Origin of the sequence: Streptococcus mitis (genome assembly GCF_946190155.1) — a bacterium.
Lineage (GTDB): Bacteria > Bacillota > Bacilli > Lactobacillales > Streptococcaceae > Streptococcus > Streptococcus mitis_CL.
Window position 1 is genome coordinate 44,317 of record NZ_CAMHZL010000006.1, and the last position, 19,389, is coordinate 63,705.

19 protein-coding genes and 1 tRNA gene are annotated in these 19,389 nt (G+C 41.5%); 16 read left to right on the top strand and 4 right to left on the bottom strand.

Annotation, left to right across the window (positions count from 1 at the left end):
* Positions 1–47 precede the first annotated feature (47 nt).
* The 7 genes from N8O80_RS06505 to N8O80_RS06535 all read left to right on the top strand — a co-directional run bounded on the left by N8O80_RS06505 (position 48) and on the right by N8O80_RS06535 (position 5,070).
* Entirely contained in the window at positions 48–566 is a 519-nt protein-coding gene (locus N8O80_RS06505; protein WP_261027318.1) for a Dps family protein, read from the top strand.
* Positions 567–773: 207 nt separating this feature from the next.
* Positions 774–1,112: a zinc ribbon domain-containing protein YjdM gene (locus tag N8O80_RS06510; RefSeq protein ID WP_120769912.1), complete on the top strand. Its 339-nt coding sequence runs from the start codon at positions 774–776 to the stop codon at positions 1,110–1,112.
* A 2-nt stretch (positions 1,113–1,114) separates the two neighbouring features.
* Positions 1,115–1,744: a Pr6Pr family membrane protein gene (locus tag N8O80_RS06515; RefSeq protein ID WP_049492375.1), complete on the top strand. Its 630-nt coding sequence runs from the start codon at positions 1,115–1,117 to the stop codon at positions 1,742–1,744.
* Positions 1,745–1,868: 124 nt separating this feature from the next.
* Complete coding sequence (locus N8O80_RS06520; protein ID WP_261027324.1) at positions 1,869–3,020, top strand: MFS transporter; 1,152 nt, start codon at positions 1,869–1,871, stop codon at positions 3,018–3,020.
* A 98-nt stretch (positions 3,021–3,118) separates the two neighbouring features.
* Positions 3,119–3,868, top strand: a complete 750-nt coding sequence (truA, locus tag N8O80_RS06525) for a tRNA pseudouridine(38-40) synthase TruA (RefSeq protein WP_261027325.1) — start codon at positions 3,119–3,121, stop codon at positions 3,866–3,868.
* Positions 3,858–4,631: a bifunctional hydroxymethylpyrimidine kinase/phosphomethylpyrimidine kinase gene (locus N8O80_RS06530; protein ID WP_261027328.1), complete on the top strand. Its 774-nt coding sequence runs from the start codon at positions 3,858–3,860 to the stop codon at positions 4,629–4,631. The genes truA and N8O80_RS06530 overlap by 11 nt, the downstream gene beginning before the upstream one ends.
* Entirely contained in the window at positions 4,609–5,070 is a 462-nt protein-coding gene (locus tag N8O80_RS06535; RefSeq protein WP_033682106.1) for an ECF transporter S component, read from the top strand. The genes N8O80_RS06530 and N8O80_RS06535 overlap by 23 nt, the downstream gene beginning before the upstream one ends.
* 103 nt (positions 5,071–5,173) lie before the next feature.
* Here N8O80_RS06535 and N8O80_RS06540 read toward each other — a convergent pair whose 3' ends face one another.
* From N8O80_RS06540 to N8O80_RS06555, 4 genes are all read right to left on the bottom strand, one after another.
* Complete coding sequence (locus tag N8O80_RS06540; RefSeq protein WP_120718910.1) at positions 5,174–6,256, bottom strand: M24 family metallopeptidase; 1,083 nt, start codon at positions 6,254–6,256, stop codon at positions 5,174–5,176.
* Between the two features lie 127 nt (positions 6,257–6,383).
* Positions 6,384–7,166: a lipid II isoglutaminyl synthase subunit GatD gene (gene gatD, locus N8O80_RS06545; protein ID WP_120718909.1), complete on the bottom strand. Its 783-nt coding sequence runs from the start codon at positions 7,164–7,166 to the stop codon at positions 6,384–6,386.
* Positions 7,166–8,509, bottom strand: a complete 1,344-nt coding sequence (gene murT, locus N8O80_RS06550; protein ID WP_120718908.1) for a lipid II isoglutaminyl synthase subunit MurT — start codon at positions 8,507–8,509, stop codon at positions 7,166–7,168. The genes gatD and murT overlap by 1 nt, the downstream gene beginning before the upstream one ends.
* A 204-nt stretch (positions 8,510–8,713) precedes the next feature.
* Entirely contained in the window at positions 8,714–10,030 is a 1,317-nt protein-coding gene (locus N8O80_RS06555; RefSeq protein WP_261027333.1) for an FAD-containing oxidoreductase, read from the bottom strand.
* Positions 10,031–10,359: 329 nt separating this feature from the next.
* On the opposite strand from N8O80_RS06555, the gene cshA reads away from it, so the two are divergent.
* The 9 genes from cshA (at position 10,360) to vncS (ending at position 19,354) form a co-directional block, all read left to right on the top strand.
* Complete coding sequence (gene cshA / locus N8O80_RS06560) at positions 10,360–11,934, top strand: degradosome RNA helicase CshA (protein ID WP_120718907.1); 1,575 nt, start codon at positions 10,360–10,362, stop codon at positions 11,932–11,934.
* Between the two features lie 255 nt (positions 11,935–12,189).
* Entirely contained in the window at positions 12,190–12,978 is a 789-nt protein-coding gene (gene codY, locus N8O80_RS06565) for a GTP-sensing pleiotropic transcriptional regulator CodY (RefSeq protein ID WP_120718906.1), read from the top strand.
* Positions 12,978–13,553 carry a cysteine hydrolase family protein gene (locus N8O80_RS06570; RefSeq protein WP_261027336.1) on the top strand — a complete coding sequence of 192 codons (576 nt, stop codon included), beginning with the start codon at positions 12,978–12,980 and terminating at the stop codon, positions 13,551–13,553. Before codY ends, N8O80_RS06570 begins: the two co-directional genes overlap by 1 nt.
* A gap of 80 nt (positions 13,554–13,633) precedes the next feature.
* A tRNA-Leu gene (locus N8O80_RS06575) sits at positions 13,634–13,719 on the top strand.
* Between the two features lie 139 nt (positions 13,720–13,858).
* Positions 13,859–15,136 carry an ABC transporter permease gene (locus tag N8O80_RS06580; RefSeq protein ID WP_033682113.1) on the top strand — a complete coding sequence of 426 codons (1,278 nt, stop codon included), beginning with the start codon at positions 13,859–13,861 and terminating at the stop codon, positions 15,134–15,136.
* Between the two features lie 12 nt (positions 15,137–15,148).
* On the top strand, positions 15,149–15,796 hold the full coding sequence (gene vex2, locus N8O80_RS06585) for an ABC transporter ATP-binding subunit Vex2 (protein ID WP_000173751.1): 648 nt from the start codon (positions 15,149–15,151) through the stop codon (positions 15,794–15,796).
* A 55-nt stretch (positions 15,797–15,851) separates the two neighbouring features.
* Positions 15,852–17,231: an ABC transporter permease subunit Vex3 gene (gene vex3 / locus N8O80_RS06590; RefSeq protein ID WP_261027338.1), complete on the top strand. Its 1,380-nt coding sequence runs from the start codon at positions 15,852–15,854 to the stop codon at positions 17,229–17,231.
* A 141-nt stretch (positions 17,232–17,372) separates the two neighbouring features.
* Positions 17,373–18,029 (top strand): response regulator transcription factor VncR, encoded by a 657-nt coding sequence (vncR, locus tag N8O80_RS06595; RefSeq protein ID WP_261027340.1) that lies wholly within the window; start codon positions 17,373–17,375, stop codon positions 18,027–18,029.
* On the top strand, positions 18,026–19,354 hold the full coding sequence (vncS, locus tag N8O80_RS06600) for a sensor histidine kinase VncS (RefSeq protein ID WP_261027342.1): 1,329 nt from the start codon (positions 18,026–18,028) through the stop codon (positions 19,352–19,354). Before vncR ends, vncS begins: the two co-directional genes overlap by 4 nt.
* Positions 19,355–19,389: the final 35 nt, after the last annotated feature.

Sequence of the window (19,389 nt, forward strand, 5' to 3'; positions counted from 1 at the left end):
AAACACTAAGAAGTGGTTACAAATAATAATGAATGAGGTAAAATAAAATGGTAGAATTGAAAAAAGAAGCAGTAAAAGACGTAACATCATTAACAAAAGCAGCGCCAGTAGCATTGGCAAAAACAAAGGAAGTCTTGAACCAAGCTGTTGCTGATTTATACGTAGCCCACGTTGCCTTGCACCAAGTGCACTGGTACATGCGTGGTCGTGGTTTCCTTGTATGGCATCCAAAAATGGATGAGTATATGGAAGCTCTTGATGGCCAATTGGATGAAATCAGCGAACGCTTGATTACACTTGGTGGTAGCCCATTCTCTACATTGACAGAATTCCTTCAAAATAGTGAAATCGAAGAAGGAGCTGGTGAATACCGTAATGTTGAAGAAAGCTTGGAACGTGTGCTTGCTATCTACCGTTACTTGTCAGAACTCTTCCAAAAAGGTTTGGATGTCACTGATGAAGAGGGTGATGATGTGACAAACGGTATCTTCTCAGATGCTAAAACTGAAACTGATAAAACAATCTGGATGCTTGCCGCAGAACTTGGACAAGCACCAGGTTTGTAAGATAAATGCATCCCTTTCTATCATGAGTTTCTGTATCACTACTCATGATAAACTATCTTTTAAAAATCATGTAGCAGACAAAGTTACATGATTTTTTCTTTGCTTCTCCGGCGACTCATTTGTCAAAATGCTGATTTTAAGGTATAATAGTTGCTGTTCGAGAAATTTTGATTTTCAAAGAATAGTGAATGATGATAAGGAGAAACCATGAACAAGCTACCAAATTGCCCAAAATGTAACTCAGAGTATGTCTACGAAGACGGTGCCCTACTGGTTTGCCCAGAGTGTGCTTATGAGTGGAATCCTGCTGAAGTTGCAGATGTAGAAGAGGGCCTTGTTGCTATCGATGCCAACGGAAATAAATTGGCTGACGGTGATACAGTCACTCTCATCAAGGACTTAAAAGTAAAAGGTGCGCCAAAAGATTTGAAACAAGGGACGCGCGTGAAAAATATTCGCATCGTAGAAGGCGACCACAATATCGATTGTAAAATTGATGGTTTTGGTGCCATGAAACTCAAATCTGAGTTTGTGAAGAAAATTTAAGCATGTCAAAGCACTACAAACTTGTATTTTATAGCCGTATCTTCTTGTTTCTAGCGGCTTTTACGGGAGTTTATCTTGAAATCGCCAAGCATGGTGGCTTTGGGATGCTTCTCTACTATACGGTTCTGTCCAACCTTTTAGTCGCGATTTTTACGCTCTATCTCCTAAAGGTTATGAGCCGTTTAGGTGAAGACTGGCAAAGACCAAGTCTTTTGCGCTTAAAAGGTGGAGTCACCATGAGTATCATGATTACCTGTGTGATTTACCATTTCCTATTAGCGCCTATTGCGACTAATTTCTATACCCTAGAAAATTTCCTTTGCCACTATATCGTTCCCCTCTGGTTTTTAGCAGATACCCTCTTTTTTGACAAACAGGGTCAATACAAGATTTGGGATCCAGTTGTGTGGACGATTTTACCCTTGCTTTATATGATTTTTGCTCTTTTTAATGGCTTGGTACTGAAACTTGATGTTCCTAATTCTAAGGTCAGTCCCTTCCCTTACTTCTTTTTGAATGTGAACAAGGGGTGGGATGTCGTGTTCAAGTGGTGTCTGATTATCTTTGTTGCCTATATGGTGGCAGGATTTATCTTCTACTTTATCAAGCAAATCAAGAGAAAGTCATCCTAAGATACAAGGGATTCATTTTCGAGTTTAAGAAGGAGTCTGTACACCAAAGAGGCTTCTTCTTTTCTTGCTTGTTTGATAACTATCAAAAAAGTAGAAGATTGAGAGAAATATAGAAAGAAATTTCATGAAACAATTTTTAGAACGGGCCAGTATTTTGGCTCTCTCCCTCGTTTTGATTACATCCTTTTCCATCTCGAGTGCCCTGCCAGCTATGTTTGACTATTATCAAGGCTACCCTAAGGAACAAATTGAGCTCTTGGCGAGCTTGCCTTCCTTCGGGATCATGATTATGTTACTACTAAATGGCATCTTAGAAAAAATATTTCCTGAGCGCTTACAGATTAGTTTGGGCTTGCTGATTTTATCACTGAGTGGAACAGCACCCTTTTGGTATCAAGCCTATCCCTTTGTCTTTGGAACACGGATTCTTTTTGGTTTGGGTGTTGGGATGATCAATGCTAAGGCCATTTCTATTATCAGTGAACGCTATCAAGGAAAAACGCGAATTCAGATGCTAGGCTTACGCGGTTCTGCAGAGGTTGTTGGGGCTTCTCTCATCACCTTGGCAGTCGGTCAGTTGTTGGCCTTTGGTTGGACAGCTACTTTCTTAGCTTATAGTGCTGGATTTTTGGTGCTGACCCTTTATCTGCTCTTTGTCCCTTATGGAAAAGAAAAGAAAGAAGTCAAGAAAAAAGCGAGGGAAGCAAGTCGCTTAACTCGGGAAATGAAAGGTTTGATTTTTATCCTAGCTATCGAAGCGGCAGTTGTAGTTTGTACCAATACGGCTATTACTATTCGTATTCCAAGTTTGATGGTGGAAAGAGGACTGGGAGATGCCCAGTTATCTAGTTTTGTACTTAGTGTCATGCAGTTGATCGGGATTGTGGCTGGTGTGAGTTTTTCTTTCTTGATTTCTATCTTTAAAGAGAAATTGCTCCTATGGTCAGGTATTACCTTTGGCTTAGGGCAAATCGTGATTGCCCTGTCTCCATCCTTGTGGGTGGTAGTGGCAGGAAGCATTCTGGCTGGTTTTGCCTACAGTGTAGCCTTGACGACAGTTTTTCAACTTGTCTCTGAAAGAATTCCAGCTAAACTCCTCAATCAAGCAACTTCATTTGCTGTATTAGGCTGTAGTTTCGGAGCCTTTACGACACCATTCGTTCTAAGTGCAATTGGCTTACTAACTCACAATGGGATGCTGGTCTTTAGTATCTTAGGAGGTTGGTTGATTGTAACCTCTATCTTTGTCATGTACCTACTTCAAAAGAGAGCTTAGGATTGGTTCCTAAGTTTTTCTTTTTGTGAATTTTGTACCCATACAATATTTGTTTTAGGACCTTGCTTACAGACTAATTTCTTGATAAAATAGAAGTTATGACAAGATACAAAGCAACTATTTCCTATGATGGTTACGCCTTTACTGGTTTTCAGCGCCAGCCTCATTCACGTAGCGTTCAGGAAGAAATTGAAAAAACCTTGACTAAGTTAAATAAAGGGCAAGCCATTACTGTTCACGGTGCTGGTAGGACTGATAGTGGGGTTCATGCTTTGGGACAGGTTATTCATTTTGACCTACCTTATCAGATGGATGAGGAAAAGCTCCGTTTTGCTCTAGACACTCAGTCCCCTGAAGATATTGATGTGATTTCAATTGAGCTCGTGACGGATGATTTTCATTGTCGTTATGCCAAGCATAGCAAGACCTATGAGTTTATCGTAGACAGGGGCCGTCCCAAAAATCCTATGCGCCGTTACTATGCCACTCACTTTCCCTATCCACTCGATGTGGAACGGATGCAGATGGCAATCAAAAAGCTAGAGGGAACCCATGATTTTACCGGTTTTACAGCCTCTGGGACTAGTGTAGAGGATAAGGTTCGCACCATTACAGAAGCTAGTCTCAGGGTTGATGAGACAGGCCAGTTTTTGACCTTTACCTTTTCAGGAAATGGTTTCTTGTATAAGCAGATTCGCAATATGGTGGGGACACTGCTCAAAATCGGCAACAACCGTATGCAAGTGGAGCAGATTGACCTCATCTTGGAGAAGAAGGACAGGCAACTTGCTGGTCCAACGGCAGCACCTAATGGTTTGTATTTAAAGGAGATTCGTTATGAAGAATAATCGTATTTTAGCACTTTCTGGAAATGATATTTTTAGTGGTGGTGGTTTGTCAGCTGATTTGGCTACCTATACCTTAAACGGCTTGCATGGTTTTGTAGCTGTGACTTGTTTGACCGCCTTAACAGAAAAAGGCTTTGAGGTCTTTCCAACTGACGATACCATTTTTCAACATGAATTAGATAGCTTGCGTGATGTGGAATTTGCAGGGATTAAGATTGGTCTTCTACCAACTGTCAGCGTAGCTGAGAAGGCTTTGGACTTTATCAAGCAACGCCCAGGAGTGCCTGTGGTTCTGGATCCTGTCTTGGTCTGCAAGGAAACACACGACGTAGCTGTAAGTGAACTCTGCCAAGAATTGATTCGCTTTTTCCCTTATGTCAGTGTGATCACGCCTAATCTTCCTGAAGCAGAATTATTGGTTGGTCAGGAAATTAAAACCTTGGAAGATATGAAAACGGCAGCGCAGAAATTGCATGAATTAGGAGCGCCAGCAGTCATTATCAAGGGAGGCAATCGCCTTAATCAGGACAAGGCTGTAGATGTATTTTATGATGGACAAAACTTTACAGTCCTAGAAAATCCCGTTATCCAAGGGCAAAATGCTGGCGCAGGTTGTACCTTTGCCTCTAGCATCGCCAGTCACTTGGTTAAAGGTGATGAACTTTTACCAGCAGTAGAAAGTTCTAAGGCTTTCGTTTTTCGTGCTATTGCACAAGCAGATCAGTATGGAGTAAGACAATATGAAGCAGACAAAAACAACTAAAATCGCACTTGTATCTCTATTAACCGCCCTTTCTGTGGTTCTAGGCTATTTCTTAAAAATTCCAACACCGACAGGCATTCTAACTCTTTTAGATGCGGGTGTCTTCTTCGCGGCCTTTTACTTTGGTAGTCGTGAAGGAGCTGTAGTCGGAGGACTAGCAGGTTTCTTGATTGACCTCTTATCAGGCTACCCTCAGTGGATGTTCTTTAGCTTGGTCAACCATGGCTTGCAGGGATTTTTTGCAGGATTTAAAGGAAAAGCTCAGTGGCTAGGTCTTATCTTAGCAACGATTGCCATGGTAGGGGGTTACGCCTTGGGTTCTACATTGATGAATGGCTGGGCAGCAGCCCTACCAGAAATCCTACCGAATTTCATGCAAAATATGGTAGGGATGATTGTAGGATTTATTCTTAGTCAAAGTATTAAGAAGATTAAGTAAAGAGTCTGAGCCAAAAGTCTTTCAAATTAGAAAAACGCATACTATCAAGTGTTCAAGAACCTTGATAGTATGCGTTTTATTGTGGGAAGATTTTTGAAAAATTTTAATCAAAATAAAGCAAATCTTTGCTGGTGCTTGTAAAGAGGTCAAAGCCATCCTTGGTAACAACACCGCAGTCTTCGATACGGACACCGACTTTACCAGGGATATAGATACCTGGTTCAACAGAGAAGCACATGCCTTCTTCGATGATCATGTCGTTTCCTTCCATGATAGATGGGAATTCGTGGACATCCATACCGATACCGTGACCAAGACGGTGGTTGAAGTACTCGCCGTAACCAGCTTTTTCGATGACCTCACGGGCAGCGCGGTCCACTTCATGGGCAGTCACACCTGGTTTGATAAAGTCAAGAGCAGCTTGTTGAGCTTCAAGAGTCAAGTTATAAATGTCTTTCTTGAATTGGTCTGGTTTACCAACAGCGACTGTACGAGTCATATCTGAAGCATAGCCGTTGACCAGAACACCGAGGTCAAAGAGGAGAAGAGCATTATTTTCAACCTTGTTTGCTGCTGGGATACCGTGTGGATTTGCAGCATTATTACCAGTCAAGACCATAGTATCAAAGCTCATTTCATAGCCTTCACGCTTCATAGCAAAGTCGATTTGGGCGATGATATCTGTCTCCGTCTTATCAAGAGAAATATTGTCAAAACCAACCTTAACTGCCTTGTCCGCATAGAGACCTGCAACCATCATTTTTTGCACTTCGTCAGCTGATTTGATGAGGCGCATGCGTTGGATGCGAGGAGTGAGGTTTTCAAACTCGGCTGTTTCAAAAACTGATTTCAAGCCATGGTATTTAGTCAAGATGAGATTGTCAAACTCAACAGCTACACGTTTGAAGTCAAGTTGTGGAAGAGCATCTTTCATTTTTTTCCATGGATTTTCAGAATCCACATAGCCCACAACTGGGAAGGAAACAGTGCTGCTTGCACGCTCAACCTCAAGGGCTGGGACAAAGAGGAGGGATTCCTGATCAGCTAGGACAAAGAGGAACATTTGGCGTTCGTGGGGATCACTGTAAAAGCCAGTGAGGTAATTGATTGTGACGGGGTCAGATACGACAGCGACGTCTAGTTTTTCTGATTCAAGATATGTTACGATTTGTTGTAATTTAGACATATGCTACCTTCTTTCTACCCCTCTATTTTGGCAAAAAAAGAGAGAAAATGCAAGGGAGAAGGGTAAAAGAACAGACAAAAAGAACTCCGACAAGATAACGGAGTTCTTTGATATAGTTTCATTTTGTTTAAGAAAAGTCAGCCTTGCTTTTGACGTCGCTGTATTCTTCAGCGATTTCTTGGCTGAGAATGTCCTCATAAGCAGGGAGTTGAATGTCCTGACCATATTTCTTCTTGAGGGCGGTAGTGACTAGGCGATAAGCCAGATTGGCATTACGAGAGAGAATAGGTCCGTGGAAGTAAGAACCAAAGACATTCTTATAATGAACCCCTTCACCGACCTTTTCTTCGTTGTTTCCATTTCCATAGACCACCTGTCCCAGCGGTTTTTGGTCATCTGAGAGGAAGGTTCGGCCCTGATGATTTTCAAATCCATAGTAGGTTTCATTGAAATCTTCATTATGAATCTTGATATCACCGATAAAGCGGTTATTGGTCTGGTTGAGGGTGTAGTGGCCCATGACTCCTAACCCTTCTATGCGTTTGCCTGAAGCTTCAACATAATATTGACCCAATAGTTGGAAACCACCACAGATAGCCAGAACCACCCCGTCGTTTTGGATGTAGTTGTCAATGCTCTCTTTTTTAGCAGGTAGGTCGTCTGCAATGATACTCTGTTCAAAGTCTTGACCACCTCCGAAAAAGGCAATGTCGTAGTGATTTTCATCGAAATCATCATGAAGTGAAACGATGTCAACCGTCACATGGGCCCCTAGTTTTTCAGCCACGTACTTGAGCATGAGGATGTTTCCATTGTCCCCGTATGTATTCATGAGGTTTCCGTAGAGGTGAGCGATGTTGAGCTGATAAGGGTAATTGCCATCTTTTGAGGAAAGTGAAGTATAAACCATTAGTTCATCTCCTTTCTAACAATCTGACGACTAGCCAGCAGTTCGCGGAATTCCAGCATAGCAGTATAGGTAGCCAGAATATAGGCATGCTTGCAGTCTTGGTTTTCAATTGTCTTAAGAACTTGTTCCAGATTGCTTGTTTCAGTGATTTTCTCAGCTGGATAACCTGTCACTCGGAGACGACGTGCAATTTCAGAATGGCGAACACCGCCAGCGTTGATTTCAGGAATGTCCATGTCAGTGATTTGTTCAAAATCCGCATCCCAGATCCAGCTGGTATCAATTCCGTCTGCATAGTTAGCGTTAAGGAGGACAGATAGACTAAATGGATAAGGTGCTAGTTTGATCATTTCGATAGCTTGGGTCGCACCGACTGGATTTTTAATCAAGACGAGGGTACATTCCTTATCACCAATTTGAAAGGTTTCTTGGCGTCCAAAGACAGCACGGCTCTTATCAAATCCCTGCTTGATTAGTTCCGAATCTGCGCCGAGGAAACGGGCGATGGCAACTGCAGCTAGGGCGTTGTAGATATTATAGAGCCCGCCGATTTGGATACCGTATTCTTGACCGTCAATGACAAAGCGAGAGCGATTGTTGGCCAACTCGACCAAGTCTGTCAAGCGATAGTCGAGATCAGGACGTTTACATCCACAGTCTTCACAGATATAAGCACCCAAGTTTGCATAGGTATTATGCTCATATTTGAGGATTCCTTGGCAGTCAGGACAGAGAATCCCTTCGGTATTATAGTGAGCCAGCTGGGCTGGACCTTTCTCCAAGTCAAAACCAAAATACTCTACAGGATTTGGAATAGCTGGCTTGTAGAAAAGTGGACTGTCTCCATTAAGGAGGACAGTAGCTGTAGGCACCTTACGAATGGCATCCAAAATCATCTTGTAAGTTGTGTAAATCTCACCATAGCGGTCCATCTGGTCACGGAAGATATTCGTGATGACAAAAAGGCTTGGCTGGATATAGTCACAGATACGAGATAGACTGGCTTCGTCGATTTCTAGGACGGCAATATTTTTCCCAGTTTTAGAAGACTTGGCTGTTAAGAAGGTTGTCGCAATCCCTGTAATCATGTTGGCACCACTTGGGTTGGTCAGAACTTGACCATAAACTTCTTTTAAAATGCCGACAGTGAGGGCAGTTGTTAAGGTTTTTCCGTTGGTTCCAGTGACCACGACAATCTCGTAGTTCTTAGCTAGGTTTTGTAAAATATCTTTATCAAATTGAAGGGCGAGTTTTCCTGGGAGCGTACTTCCACGGCCAAGACGACTTAAAACGAAGTGGGAAGAACGCCCAGCAAGAAGGCCCAAAGTAGTTTTTAATTTCATGTTTCTATTATATCATAAAAGAGGGAAAAGACGGATTTGAGGTTCCGCAGAAGTAAAAACAGCCCACAGAGGGCTGTTCGTTAAGATGAGATTTTAACTTATACTCAATGAAAATCAAAGAACAAACTAGGAAGCTAGCCGCAAGCTGTACTTGAGTACGGTAAGGCGACGCTGACGTGGTTTGAATTTGATTTTCGAAGAGTATTAAATCGCAAACAAGTCATTCAAGTTTTCAGCCAAGGTTGGGTGAGTGAAGATTTGTTTTGTGAAGTAAGTGTAAGGAATCTTGTTGTCCATAGCAACAGTGATGATGTTGATGATTTCTTGAGAACCTTCTGAGAAGATGCTTGCTCCAAGAATTTCTTTTGTTTCAGTATTAACAACAGCTTTGAAAGCTCCGCGAAGGTCTCCGTTTACGTGGCCACGAGGCATTGCTGCAACAGGGATTTCCTTAACAGCGTATGGAAGTTTCAAATCAGCTGCTTGGCTTTCAGTCAAACCAACTTGTGAAAGTGCAGGTGTGATAAACATGGTGTTTGGTACATTGAGACGGTCTTCAAGTGTGTAGCTGCCATCTCCAGCAAGGTAGCTGTAAACAACACGGAAGTCATCAAGTGAAATGTAAGTAAATTGAAGTCCACCGTTGACATCTCCAACTGCAAAGACACCAGGAACGTTTGTTTGACAATGTTTGTCCACTTTAATAGCACCACGTTCAGTTAGTTCAATATCTGTATTTTCAAGTTGAAGTGGTTCTACATTTGGTTTGCGTCCAGTTGCGTAGAGAAGGGCATCGAAACGGTAAGTTTCGTTTTCAGTTACGACAAGCACTTGGTCACCGTCGTTTTTAATTTCAGTAGTACGGATGTTTTGAAGCAATTCAATGCCATCTTCTTCCATGTATTGTTTAGCAAGAGCAACGATTGAAGGTTCTGCACGAGGAAGGAAAGTATCCAAGGCATCTAGAACCGTAACCTTGCTTCCAAGTTTGTTGTAAAGACCAGCAAATTCAAGACCGATATTTCCGCCACCAAGGACTCCAAGGTTTTCAGGCAATTTGTCCAAGTTTTGGATACCTGTTGAGTCAAAGACATTCTTGCTTGTAGCAAGTCCTGGAATTGGCAAGACGTTTGAAACAGCACCAGTGTTGATGACGATTGTTTCAGCAGTCAGTTCTTTCTTTTCATCACCAGCTTGGATTTCGATGACTTTATTTGAAAGGAAGTGAGCTTCCGCATCAAAGATATCTACGCCTGTACCAGCAACAGTCGCATAGTTTTTACCGTTGAGGCGACCAGTGATCGTGTTTTTGGTAGTAATCACTTCTTCAAAAGACAAGTCCTTCTCAGCAGCAACTAGCAAAGTCTTAGTTGGGATACAACCGATGTTGATACAAGTTCCACCGTACATAGCTTTGCTACGTTCAACGAGGGCAACTTTTTTCCCAGCTGAAGCTAATTTACCAGCTAGTGTTTTACCAGCTTTACCAAATCCGATAACGATTAAATCATAAGTTAACATTTAGAGTTCCTCCTATTCGATTTTCATTCTAGCACAAGAAAAAAACTTTTGCACAATTCTGCTACGCTTTAAAAAAGATTATGAAATAGTGGAAATTTCAGCCTTATTTTCTCAGAAAAATCGTTTACATGACATTATCGATGGATTGGGCTATCTTTTGTTCTGGTCTTGTGTTATACTAGATAGGTTGCAAAGAAAACAGTACTTTTCTTTTGTGGAAAAGAAGCAACACGATTTTGTATCCAGTATATGAAAATACGTCATAAAAAGAAAAGTATAAACTAAGCCCTATAGGGTGGCTTCGCACCACCTTTAGAAAGAAGAATAACGTGAAATTTAATGAATTAAACTTGTCTGCTGATTTGCTAGCAGAGATTGAAAAAGCTGGATTTGTAGAAGCCAGCCCTATCCAAGAACAAACTATTCCCTTGGCTCTTGAAGGTAAGGACGTTATCGGTCAAGCTCAGACTGGTACAGGAAAAACTGCAGCCTTTGGCTTGCCAACCCTTGAAAAAATCCGTACAGAAGAAGCGACTATCCAAGCCTTGGTTATCGCTCCAACTCGTGAACTTGCTGTCCAAAGTCAAGAAGAACTTTTCCGCTTTGGTCGCAGTAAGGGTGTAAAAGTTCGCTCAGTTTATGGAGGCTCTAGTATTGAAAAACAAATCAAGGCCCTTAAATCAGGTGCTCATATTGTTGTAGGAACACCAGGACGTCTATTAGACTTAATCAAACGCAAGGCCTTGAAATTACAAGATATTGAAACTTTGATTCTTGATGAGGCTGACGAAATGCTCAATATGGGCTTCCTCGAAGATATTGAAGCGATCATCTCCCGTGTCCCTGAAAGCCGTCAAACCTTACTTTTCTCAGCAACTATGCCTGAAGCCATCAAACGTATCGGTGTTCAGTTCATGAAAGAACCGGAGCATGTCAAGATTGCTGCTAAAGAATTAACAACAGAATTGGTTGACCAATACTATATTCGAATTAAGGAACAAGAAAAATTTGATACCATGACTCGTCTCATGGATGTGGAACAACCAGAACTTGCTATCGTATTTGGTCGTACAAAACGCCGTGTAGATGAATTGACTCGTGGTCTTAAAATCCGAGGCTTCCGCGCAGAAGGAATTCATGGCGACCTAGACCAAAACAAACGTCTTCGTGTTCTTCGTGACTTTAAAAATGGAAATCTTGATGTTTTGGTTGCGACAGACGTTGCAGCGCGTGGCTTGGATATTTCAGGTGTGACTCATGTCTATAACTACGATATTCCACAAGATCCGGAAAGTTATGTTCACCGTATCGGTCGTACAGGTCGTGCTGGTAAGTCAGGTCAATCGATTACCTTCGTATCACCAAATGAAATGGGCTACCTCCAAATCATTGAGAACTTGACTAAGAAACGCATGAAAGGTCTCAAACCTGCAAGTGCAGAAGAAGCCTTCCAAGCTAAAAAACACGTAGCTCTCAAGAAAATTGAACGTGATTTTGCAGATGAGACTATCCGTGCCAACTTTGAGAAATTCGGCAAGGATGCTCGTAAGTTAGCTGCTGAATTTACTCCAGAAGAATTGGCGATGTATATCTTGAGTTTGACTGTTCAAGATCCAGATAGTCTTCCTGAAGTGGAGATTGCACGTGAAAAACCACTTCCATTTAAACCATCAGGTAATGGCTTCGGTGGTAAAGCTAAGGGAAGTCGTGGAAGCCGTCGTGGGGACGACCGTCGAGACCGTGATCGCCGTGGCAATGGTTGTCGTGATGATTTTAAAAAAGGAAGTCGTAGCAACGATCGTTTTGATAAGGAAAAACGTTACCGTAAGGATAATAAAAAACCACGCAATACTTCAAGCGAAAAGAAAACAGGATTTGTGATTCGTAACAAGGGTGATAAATAAGAAAAAGCGGTTCAATATGAATCGCTTTTTTATATAAGGAGACCGAATGTAAAAGAAAGATAAATAAAATAGATATATTATCTTCTTGTAATATTATAATACACAAAAAGAGGGAGCTTGTCAATAGAAAAGAAGCAATTTAATTAAAAATATTCTTGTTTTTTCAAATTGCAATTAAATAAGCAATTTTCAGATAATAATTGAAAATTCAAGCTGTTTATGTTATAATGATAGCGATTATATTCGAGGTGAAAAATGGCACATTTATTAGAAAAAACTAGAAAAATTACGTCTATCCTGAAGCGCTCAGAGGAGCAGTTGCAGGAAGAACTTCCCTACAATGCGATTACCCGTCAATTGGCAGACATTATTGACTGTAACGCCTGCATCGTCAATAGCAAGGGACGTCTCCTTGGCTATTTTATGCGTTACAAAACCAATACAGATCGTGTAGAGCAATTCTTCCAAACTAAGATTTTCCCGGATGAGTACATTCAAGGTGCGAACATGATTTACGATACAGAAGCCAATCTGACAGTTGATCATGATTTGAGTATTTTCCCTGTGGAGAGTCGTGCAGACTTTCCAGATGGTTTGACGACTATTGCACCGATTCATGTATCAGGGATTCGCCTTGGTTCTTTGATTATTTGGCGCAATGATAAAAAATTCGAAGACGAGGATTTGATTCTTGTTGAGATTGCGAGTACCGTTGTTGGAATTCAACTCCTTAACTTCCAGCGTGAAGAAGATGAGAAAAATATCCGTCGCCGTACTGCTGTTACCATGGCAGTTAACACCCTTTCTTATTCAGAACTCCGCGCTGTTTCAGCAATTTTAGGGGAATTAAATGGAAATGAAGGGCAATTGACTGCGTCTGTGATTGCAGACCGTATCGGAATCACCCGCTCTGTGATTGTCAATGCTCTTCGTAAACTTGAGTCTGCAGGGATTATTGAAAGTCGCTCACTTGGAATGAAGGGAACCTATCTTAAGGTCTTGATTTCAGATATTTTTGAAGAAGTGAAGAAAAGAGATTACTAATGACTAAGGCTTTAATTTCGATTGATTATACAGAAGATTTTGTTGCTGATAGTGGAAAATTGACAGCAGGCGCTCCAGCTCAGGCAATTTCGGAAGCTATTAGCAAGGTGACTCGATTAGCTTTTGAACGCGGAGATTATATCTTCTTTACCATTGATGCTCACGAAGAAAATGATTGTTTCCATCCAGAAAGCAAGTTATTTCCTCCTCACAATTTGATTGGGACTAGTGGACGAAATTTATATGGAGATTTGGGGACCTTTTATCAAGAGCATGGTTCAGACAGTCGTGTCTTTTGGATGGATAAACGCCATTACTCAGCTTTTTCTGGGACTGACCTGGATATCCGTTTGAGAGAGCGTCGGATTTCTACAGTTATCTTAACAGGGGTCTTGACGGATATCTGTGTCCTGCATACAGCTATAGATGCCTACAATCTAGGATATGATATCGAGGTTGTTAAACCAGCTGTTGCCTCCATCTGGCCTGAAAATCACCAATTTGCCCTTGGACATTTCAAAAATACACTGGGAGCTAAGTTAGTAGATGAAAATCTAAATGAAATTTCAGAGTAATTTGGTTGATGAAATGAAAAAAATTGAAAAAAAGTGTTGACAAGGATCCTAAAAGTTGATATACTAGTAAAGTAATCGACGCGGGGATGGCGGAATTGGCAGACGCGCAGGACTAAGGATCCTGTGACCGCTTTAGGTCGTGAGGGTTCAAGTCCCTCTCTCCGCATAGGATAAGAGTTAGCTTAAGCTAGCTCTTTTGTTTTCATATAATTCAAGTAGAGCAAAAAATTTTTGCTCTTTTTTTGTATTTCATAAACATTTCATATTTGGATTTTATAATAGTCTTACAAATATGGAGGTGACAAATGAATCCAATCCAAAGAGCTTGGGCCTATGTCAGCAGAAAACGACTGAGAAGTTTTATTCTATTTCTGATTTTATTGGTCCTATTGGCTGGAATTTCAGCCTGTTTGACGCTGATGAAGTCCAACAAAACAGTGGAAACCAATCTTTACAAATCACTCAATACATCTTTTTCAATTAAAAAGATAGAAAACGGACAGACCTTCAAGTTATCGGACCTAGCATCTGTCAGCAAGATTAAGGGCCTGGAAAATGTTTCTCCTGAACTGGAGACGGTCGCAAAACTAAAAGACAAGGAAGCGGTGAGTGGCGAGCAGAACGTGGAGCGTGATGATTTGTCAGCTGCGGACAAGAATCTGGTTAGTTTAACGGCTCTTGAGGATTCATCTAAGGATGTGACCTTTACCAGCTCGGCTTTCAACTTAAAAGAAGGCCGACACCTTCAAAAAGGAGATTCCAAGAAAATTCTCATCCACGAAGAGTTGGCTAAGAAGAATAGTCTTTCCCTTCATGACAAGATTAGCTTGAATGCTGGTCAGTCAGAATCTGGCAAAGGACAAACTGTCGAGTTTGAAATCGTCGGAATCTTCTCTGGTAAAAAACAAGAGAAATTTACAGGTTTGTCTTCTGACTTCAGTGAGAACCAGGTCTTTACAGACTATGAAAGTAGCCAAAGCATTTTGGGTAATGGTGAACCTCAAGTCACTGCAGCTCGCTTCTATGTAGAAAATCCTAAGGAAATGGACGGACTCTTGAAGCAGGTGGAAAATTTGGCTTTGGAAAATAACGGCTACCAAGTTGAGAAAGAAAACAAGGCCTTTGAACAAATCAAGGATTCAGTTGCAACCTTCCAAACCTTTCTGACCATTTTCCTTTATGGGATTATGATAGCAGGAGCAGGAGCCTTAATTTTGGTCTTGTCTCTCTGGTTGAGAGAAAGAGTCTACGAAGTGGGGATTTTACTTGCACTTGGAAAAGACAAGAGCTCGATCTTCCTACAATTTTGTTTAGAGGTTGTTTTGGTGTCTCTCGGTGCTTTGCTTCCATCCTTTATCGCTGGAAATGTCATTACATCTTACCTACTCCAAACATTATTAGCAAGTGGAGATCAGGCAGTCTTACAAGACACGCTAGCCAAAGCAAGCAGTCTATCAACCAACATCCTATCTTTTGCAGAATCCTATGTTTTTCTAGTTCTGCTTAGTTGCTTATCTGTAGCCCTTTGTTTCCTATTCTTATTTAGAAAATCGCCTAAAGAAATTTTATCATCTATTAGTTAAGAAGGAGAAATCATGACTTTATTACAATTACAAGATGTTACCTACCGTTATAAGAACACTGCTGAAGCAGTCCTATATCAGATCAATTATAATTTTGAACCCGGGAAATTTTACAGTATTATTGGGGAATCAGGAGCAGGAAAATCCACTCTCTTGTCCCTCCTTGCTGGTCTAGATAGTCCTGTTGAAGGTTCTATCCTTTTTCAAGGAGAGGACATTCGTAAGAAGGGCTATTCTTACCATCGCATGCACCATATTTCCCTGGTCTTTCAAAATTATAATTTGATAGATTATCTTTCTCCACTGGAAAATATCCGCTTGGTCAACAAAAAGGCAAGCAAGGATACACTACTTGAGCTTGGTTTAGATGAAAGTCAGATTAAGCGGAATGTTCTCCAGTTATCAGGTGGCCAACAACAACGTGTTGCCATTGCCCGCAGTTTGGTATCAGAAGCTCCAGTGATTCTAGCTGATGAGCCAACAGGAAATCTGGACCCTAAAACTGCTGGAGATATTGTCGAACTGCTCAAATCACTTGCCCAGAAAACAGGTAAATGTGTGATCGTCGTAACCCACAGCAAAGAAGTGGCGCAAGCATCAGATATTACACTTGAGTTGAAGGATAAGAAACTAACTGAAACTCGCAATACTACGAAATAATATGAGCTTTTTCTGTTAGAACTATAAAATAGAACAACATCTAGAAAGGGAATATATGTTACACAACGCATTTGCCTATGTTACAAGGAAGTTTTTCAAATCGATTGTCATCTTCCTGATTATTCTCCTCATGGCGAGCTTGAGTTTGGTCGGCTTGTCAATTAAGGGAGCTACTGCCAAGGCTTCTCAGGAGACATTTAAAAATATCACCAACAGTTTCTCCATGCAAATCAATCGTCGCGTCAATCAAGGAACGCCACGTGGTGCTGGGAATATTAAGGGTGAGGATATCAAAAAAATCACTGAAAACAAGGCTATCGAGTCTTATGTTAAACGCATCAACGCTATTGGGGATTTGACTGGCTATGAACTCATCGAAACGCCAGAAACCAAGAAAAATCTGACACCTGACCGTGCCAAACATTTTGGAAGTAGCTTGATGATTACAGGTGTCAATGACTCCTCTAAAGAAGACAAGTTTGTCTCTGGTTCTTATAAGCTGGTCGAAGGTGAGCACCTAACCAACGATGACAAGGACAAGATCCTCCTGCACAAGGACTTGGCAGCCAAACACGGCTGGAAAGTAGGGGACAAGGTCAAACTGGACTCCAATATCTATGATGCAGACAATGAAAAAGGTGCCAAGGAAACAGTCGAAGTGACAATCAAGGGACTCTTTGATGGTCACAATAAGTCTGCAGTAACCTATTCACAAGAACTCTATGAAAACACAGCTATCACAGACATACATACGGCCGCTAAGTTATATGGATACACAGAAGACACAGCCATTTATGGGGATGCAACCTTCTTTGTAACAGCGGACAAGAACTTGGATGATGTTATGAAAGAGTTGAATGGCATCAGTGGTATCAACTGGAAGAGCTATACACTCGTTAAGAGCTCATCTAACTACCCAGCTCTTGAGCAATCCATTTCTGGTATGTACAAGATGGCCAATCTCCTCTTCTGGGGTAGCTTGAGCTTCTCAGTTCTTCTCCTTGCCCTCTTGCTTAGCCTTTGGATCAATGCCCGTCGCAAGGAAGTGGGTATTCTCCTCTCTATTGGTCTCAAGCAGGCAAGTATCTTGGGTCAATTCATCACTGAATCCATCTTGATTGCCATCCCTGCTCTTGTTTCTGCTTACTTCTTAGCTACTTACACAGCGCGTACAATCGGAAATACTGTTCTTGCCAATGTCACTTCAGGTGTTGCCAAGCAAGCCAGCAAGGCTGCTCAAGCCTCTAACCTTGGTGGTGGTGCAGAAGTAGATGGTTTTAGTAAAACCTTGTCGAGCTTAGACATTTCTATTCAGACATCTGACTTTATCATTGTATTTGTCCTTGCCTTGGTTCTAGTGATTCTAGTTATGGCGCTTGCTTCAAGCAATCTCCTCAGAAAACAACCAAAAGAGCTCTTGCTGGATAGTGAATAACAAACTTGCTACCTATTCTCCCCTAAATGGGGTATAATATAGGTAGCATTTTTATCTATTTCATCTTGATAAGGCCTCTTTCTTTTAAGATGAAACTGAGATAATTTACAAGAAATTTAAAGGAATGTGAAAGATTTTTCTATGAAAATTTTAATTGTAGAAGATGAAGAGATGATCCGTGAGGGGATCAGTGACTATTTGACGGATTGTGGTTATGAAACCATTGAGGCGGCGGACGGACAAGAAGCCTTGGAGCAATTTTCCAGCTATGAAGTAGCCTTGGTTTTACTGGATATCCAGATGCCCAAACTCAATGGCCTAGAAGTTCTGGCTGAGATACGCAAAACCAGTCAGGTTCCTGTCCTGATGTTGACCGCCTTTCAGGATGAGGAATACAAAATGAATGCCTTTGCCTCTCTGGCAGATGGCTATCTGGAAAAACCCTTCTCCCTCTCCCTCTTAAAAGTGAGAGTGGACGCGATTTTCAAGCGCTATTATGATACAGGACGAATCTTCTCCTATAAAGATGCCAGGGTGGATTTTGAGAGCTACAGTGCCAGCCTAGCAGGTCAAGAAGTGGCTATCAATGCCAAAGAGTTAGAAATTCTGGACTACCTGGTGAAAAATGAAGGACGGGCCTTGACTCGTTCTCAGATTATCGATGCCGTCTGGAAGGCGACAGATGAGGTTCCCTTTGACCGTGTCATTGATGTTTATATCAAGGAATTACGGAAAAAACTAGACCTGGACTGCATCCTCACTGTGCGCAATGTTGGTTATAAATTGGAGCGAAAATGAAACGAACAGGTTTATTTACAAAGATATTTATCTACACCTTCTCGATTTTTAGTGTTCTAGTTATTTGCCTTCATTTAGCCATTTATTTTCTTTTTCCTTCGACTTATCTGAGTCATCGGCAGGAAAGCATTGGCCAGAAAGCGACAGCCATTGCCCAGTCCCTAGAAGGTAAGGATAGGCAGAGTATTGAGCAAGTGTTAGACCTATATTCCCAGACTAGTGATATCAAGGGGGCTGTCAAGGGCGAGATGACCGAGGACAAGTTAGAAGTCAAGGACAGTTTTCCTCTGGATACAGACCGCCAGACAACCTCTCTCTTTATCGAGGAGCGCGAGGTGAAAACGCAAGATGGTAGCACCATGACTCTGCAATTTTTAGCTTCCGTGGATTTGCAAAAGGAAGCAGAGCAAATCAGTCTCCAATTTCTCCCCTACACCTTGCTGACATCCTTTCTAATTTCTCTCTTGGTGGCCTATATTTATGCACGGACTATTGTTGCACCGATTTTGGAAATCAAGCGAGTAACCCGTCGGATGATGGAGCTAGATGCCCAAGTGCGTTTGCGCGTGGATTCTAAGGACGAAATTGGTGATCTCAAGGAACAAATCAATAGCCTCTACCAACATCTTTTGACTGTCATTGCGGACTTGCATGACAAGAATGAAGCCATTCTCCAGCTGGAAAAGATGAAGGTTGAATTCCTACGGGGCGCTTCTCATGAATTGAAGACACCTCTGGCAAGTCTCAAAATCTTGATTGAAAATATGAAAGAAAATGTCGGTCGTTATAAGGACAGAGACCACTATCTGGGAGTTGCCTTAGGAATTGTGGATGAGCTCAATCACCACATTCTCCAGATACTCTCTCTTTCGTCTGTGCAAGAATTACGAGATGATAGGGAAAAAATTGACTTACACCAGATGACGCAAAGTTTAGTTAAGGATTATGCCTTGCTAGCCAAGGAAAGAGAGCTCCAGATAGACAATAGTTTGACCCATCAGCAGGCTTATCTAAACCCATCAGTTATGAAATTGATTCTGTCTAACCTCATCAGCAATGCTATCAAGCACTCTGTTCCAGGTGGCTTGGTTCGCATTGGAGAAAGAGAAGGTGAACTTTTTATCGAGAATAGCTGTAGCCCAGAAGAACAAGAAAAACTAGCCCAGTCTTTTTCTGACAATGCTAGTCGAAAGGCTAAGGGTTCTGGGATGGGGCTCTTTGTGGTTAAGAGTCTATTAGAACATGAAAAATTACCTTATCATTTTGAAATGCAAGAGAATCGTTTAACCTTCTTTATAGTTTTTCCAAAAGTCGCCCAAGACTAGGGAGAGAAAGGGTTTACATAGATGGAGCTAGAAGA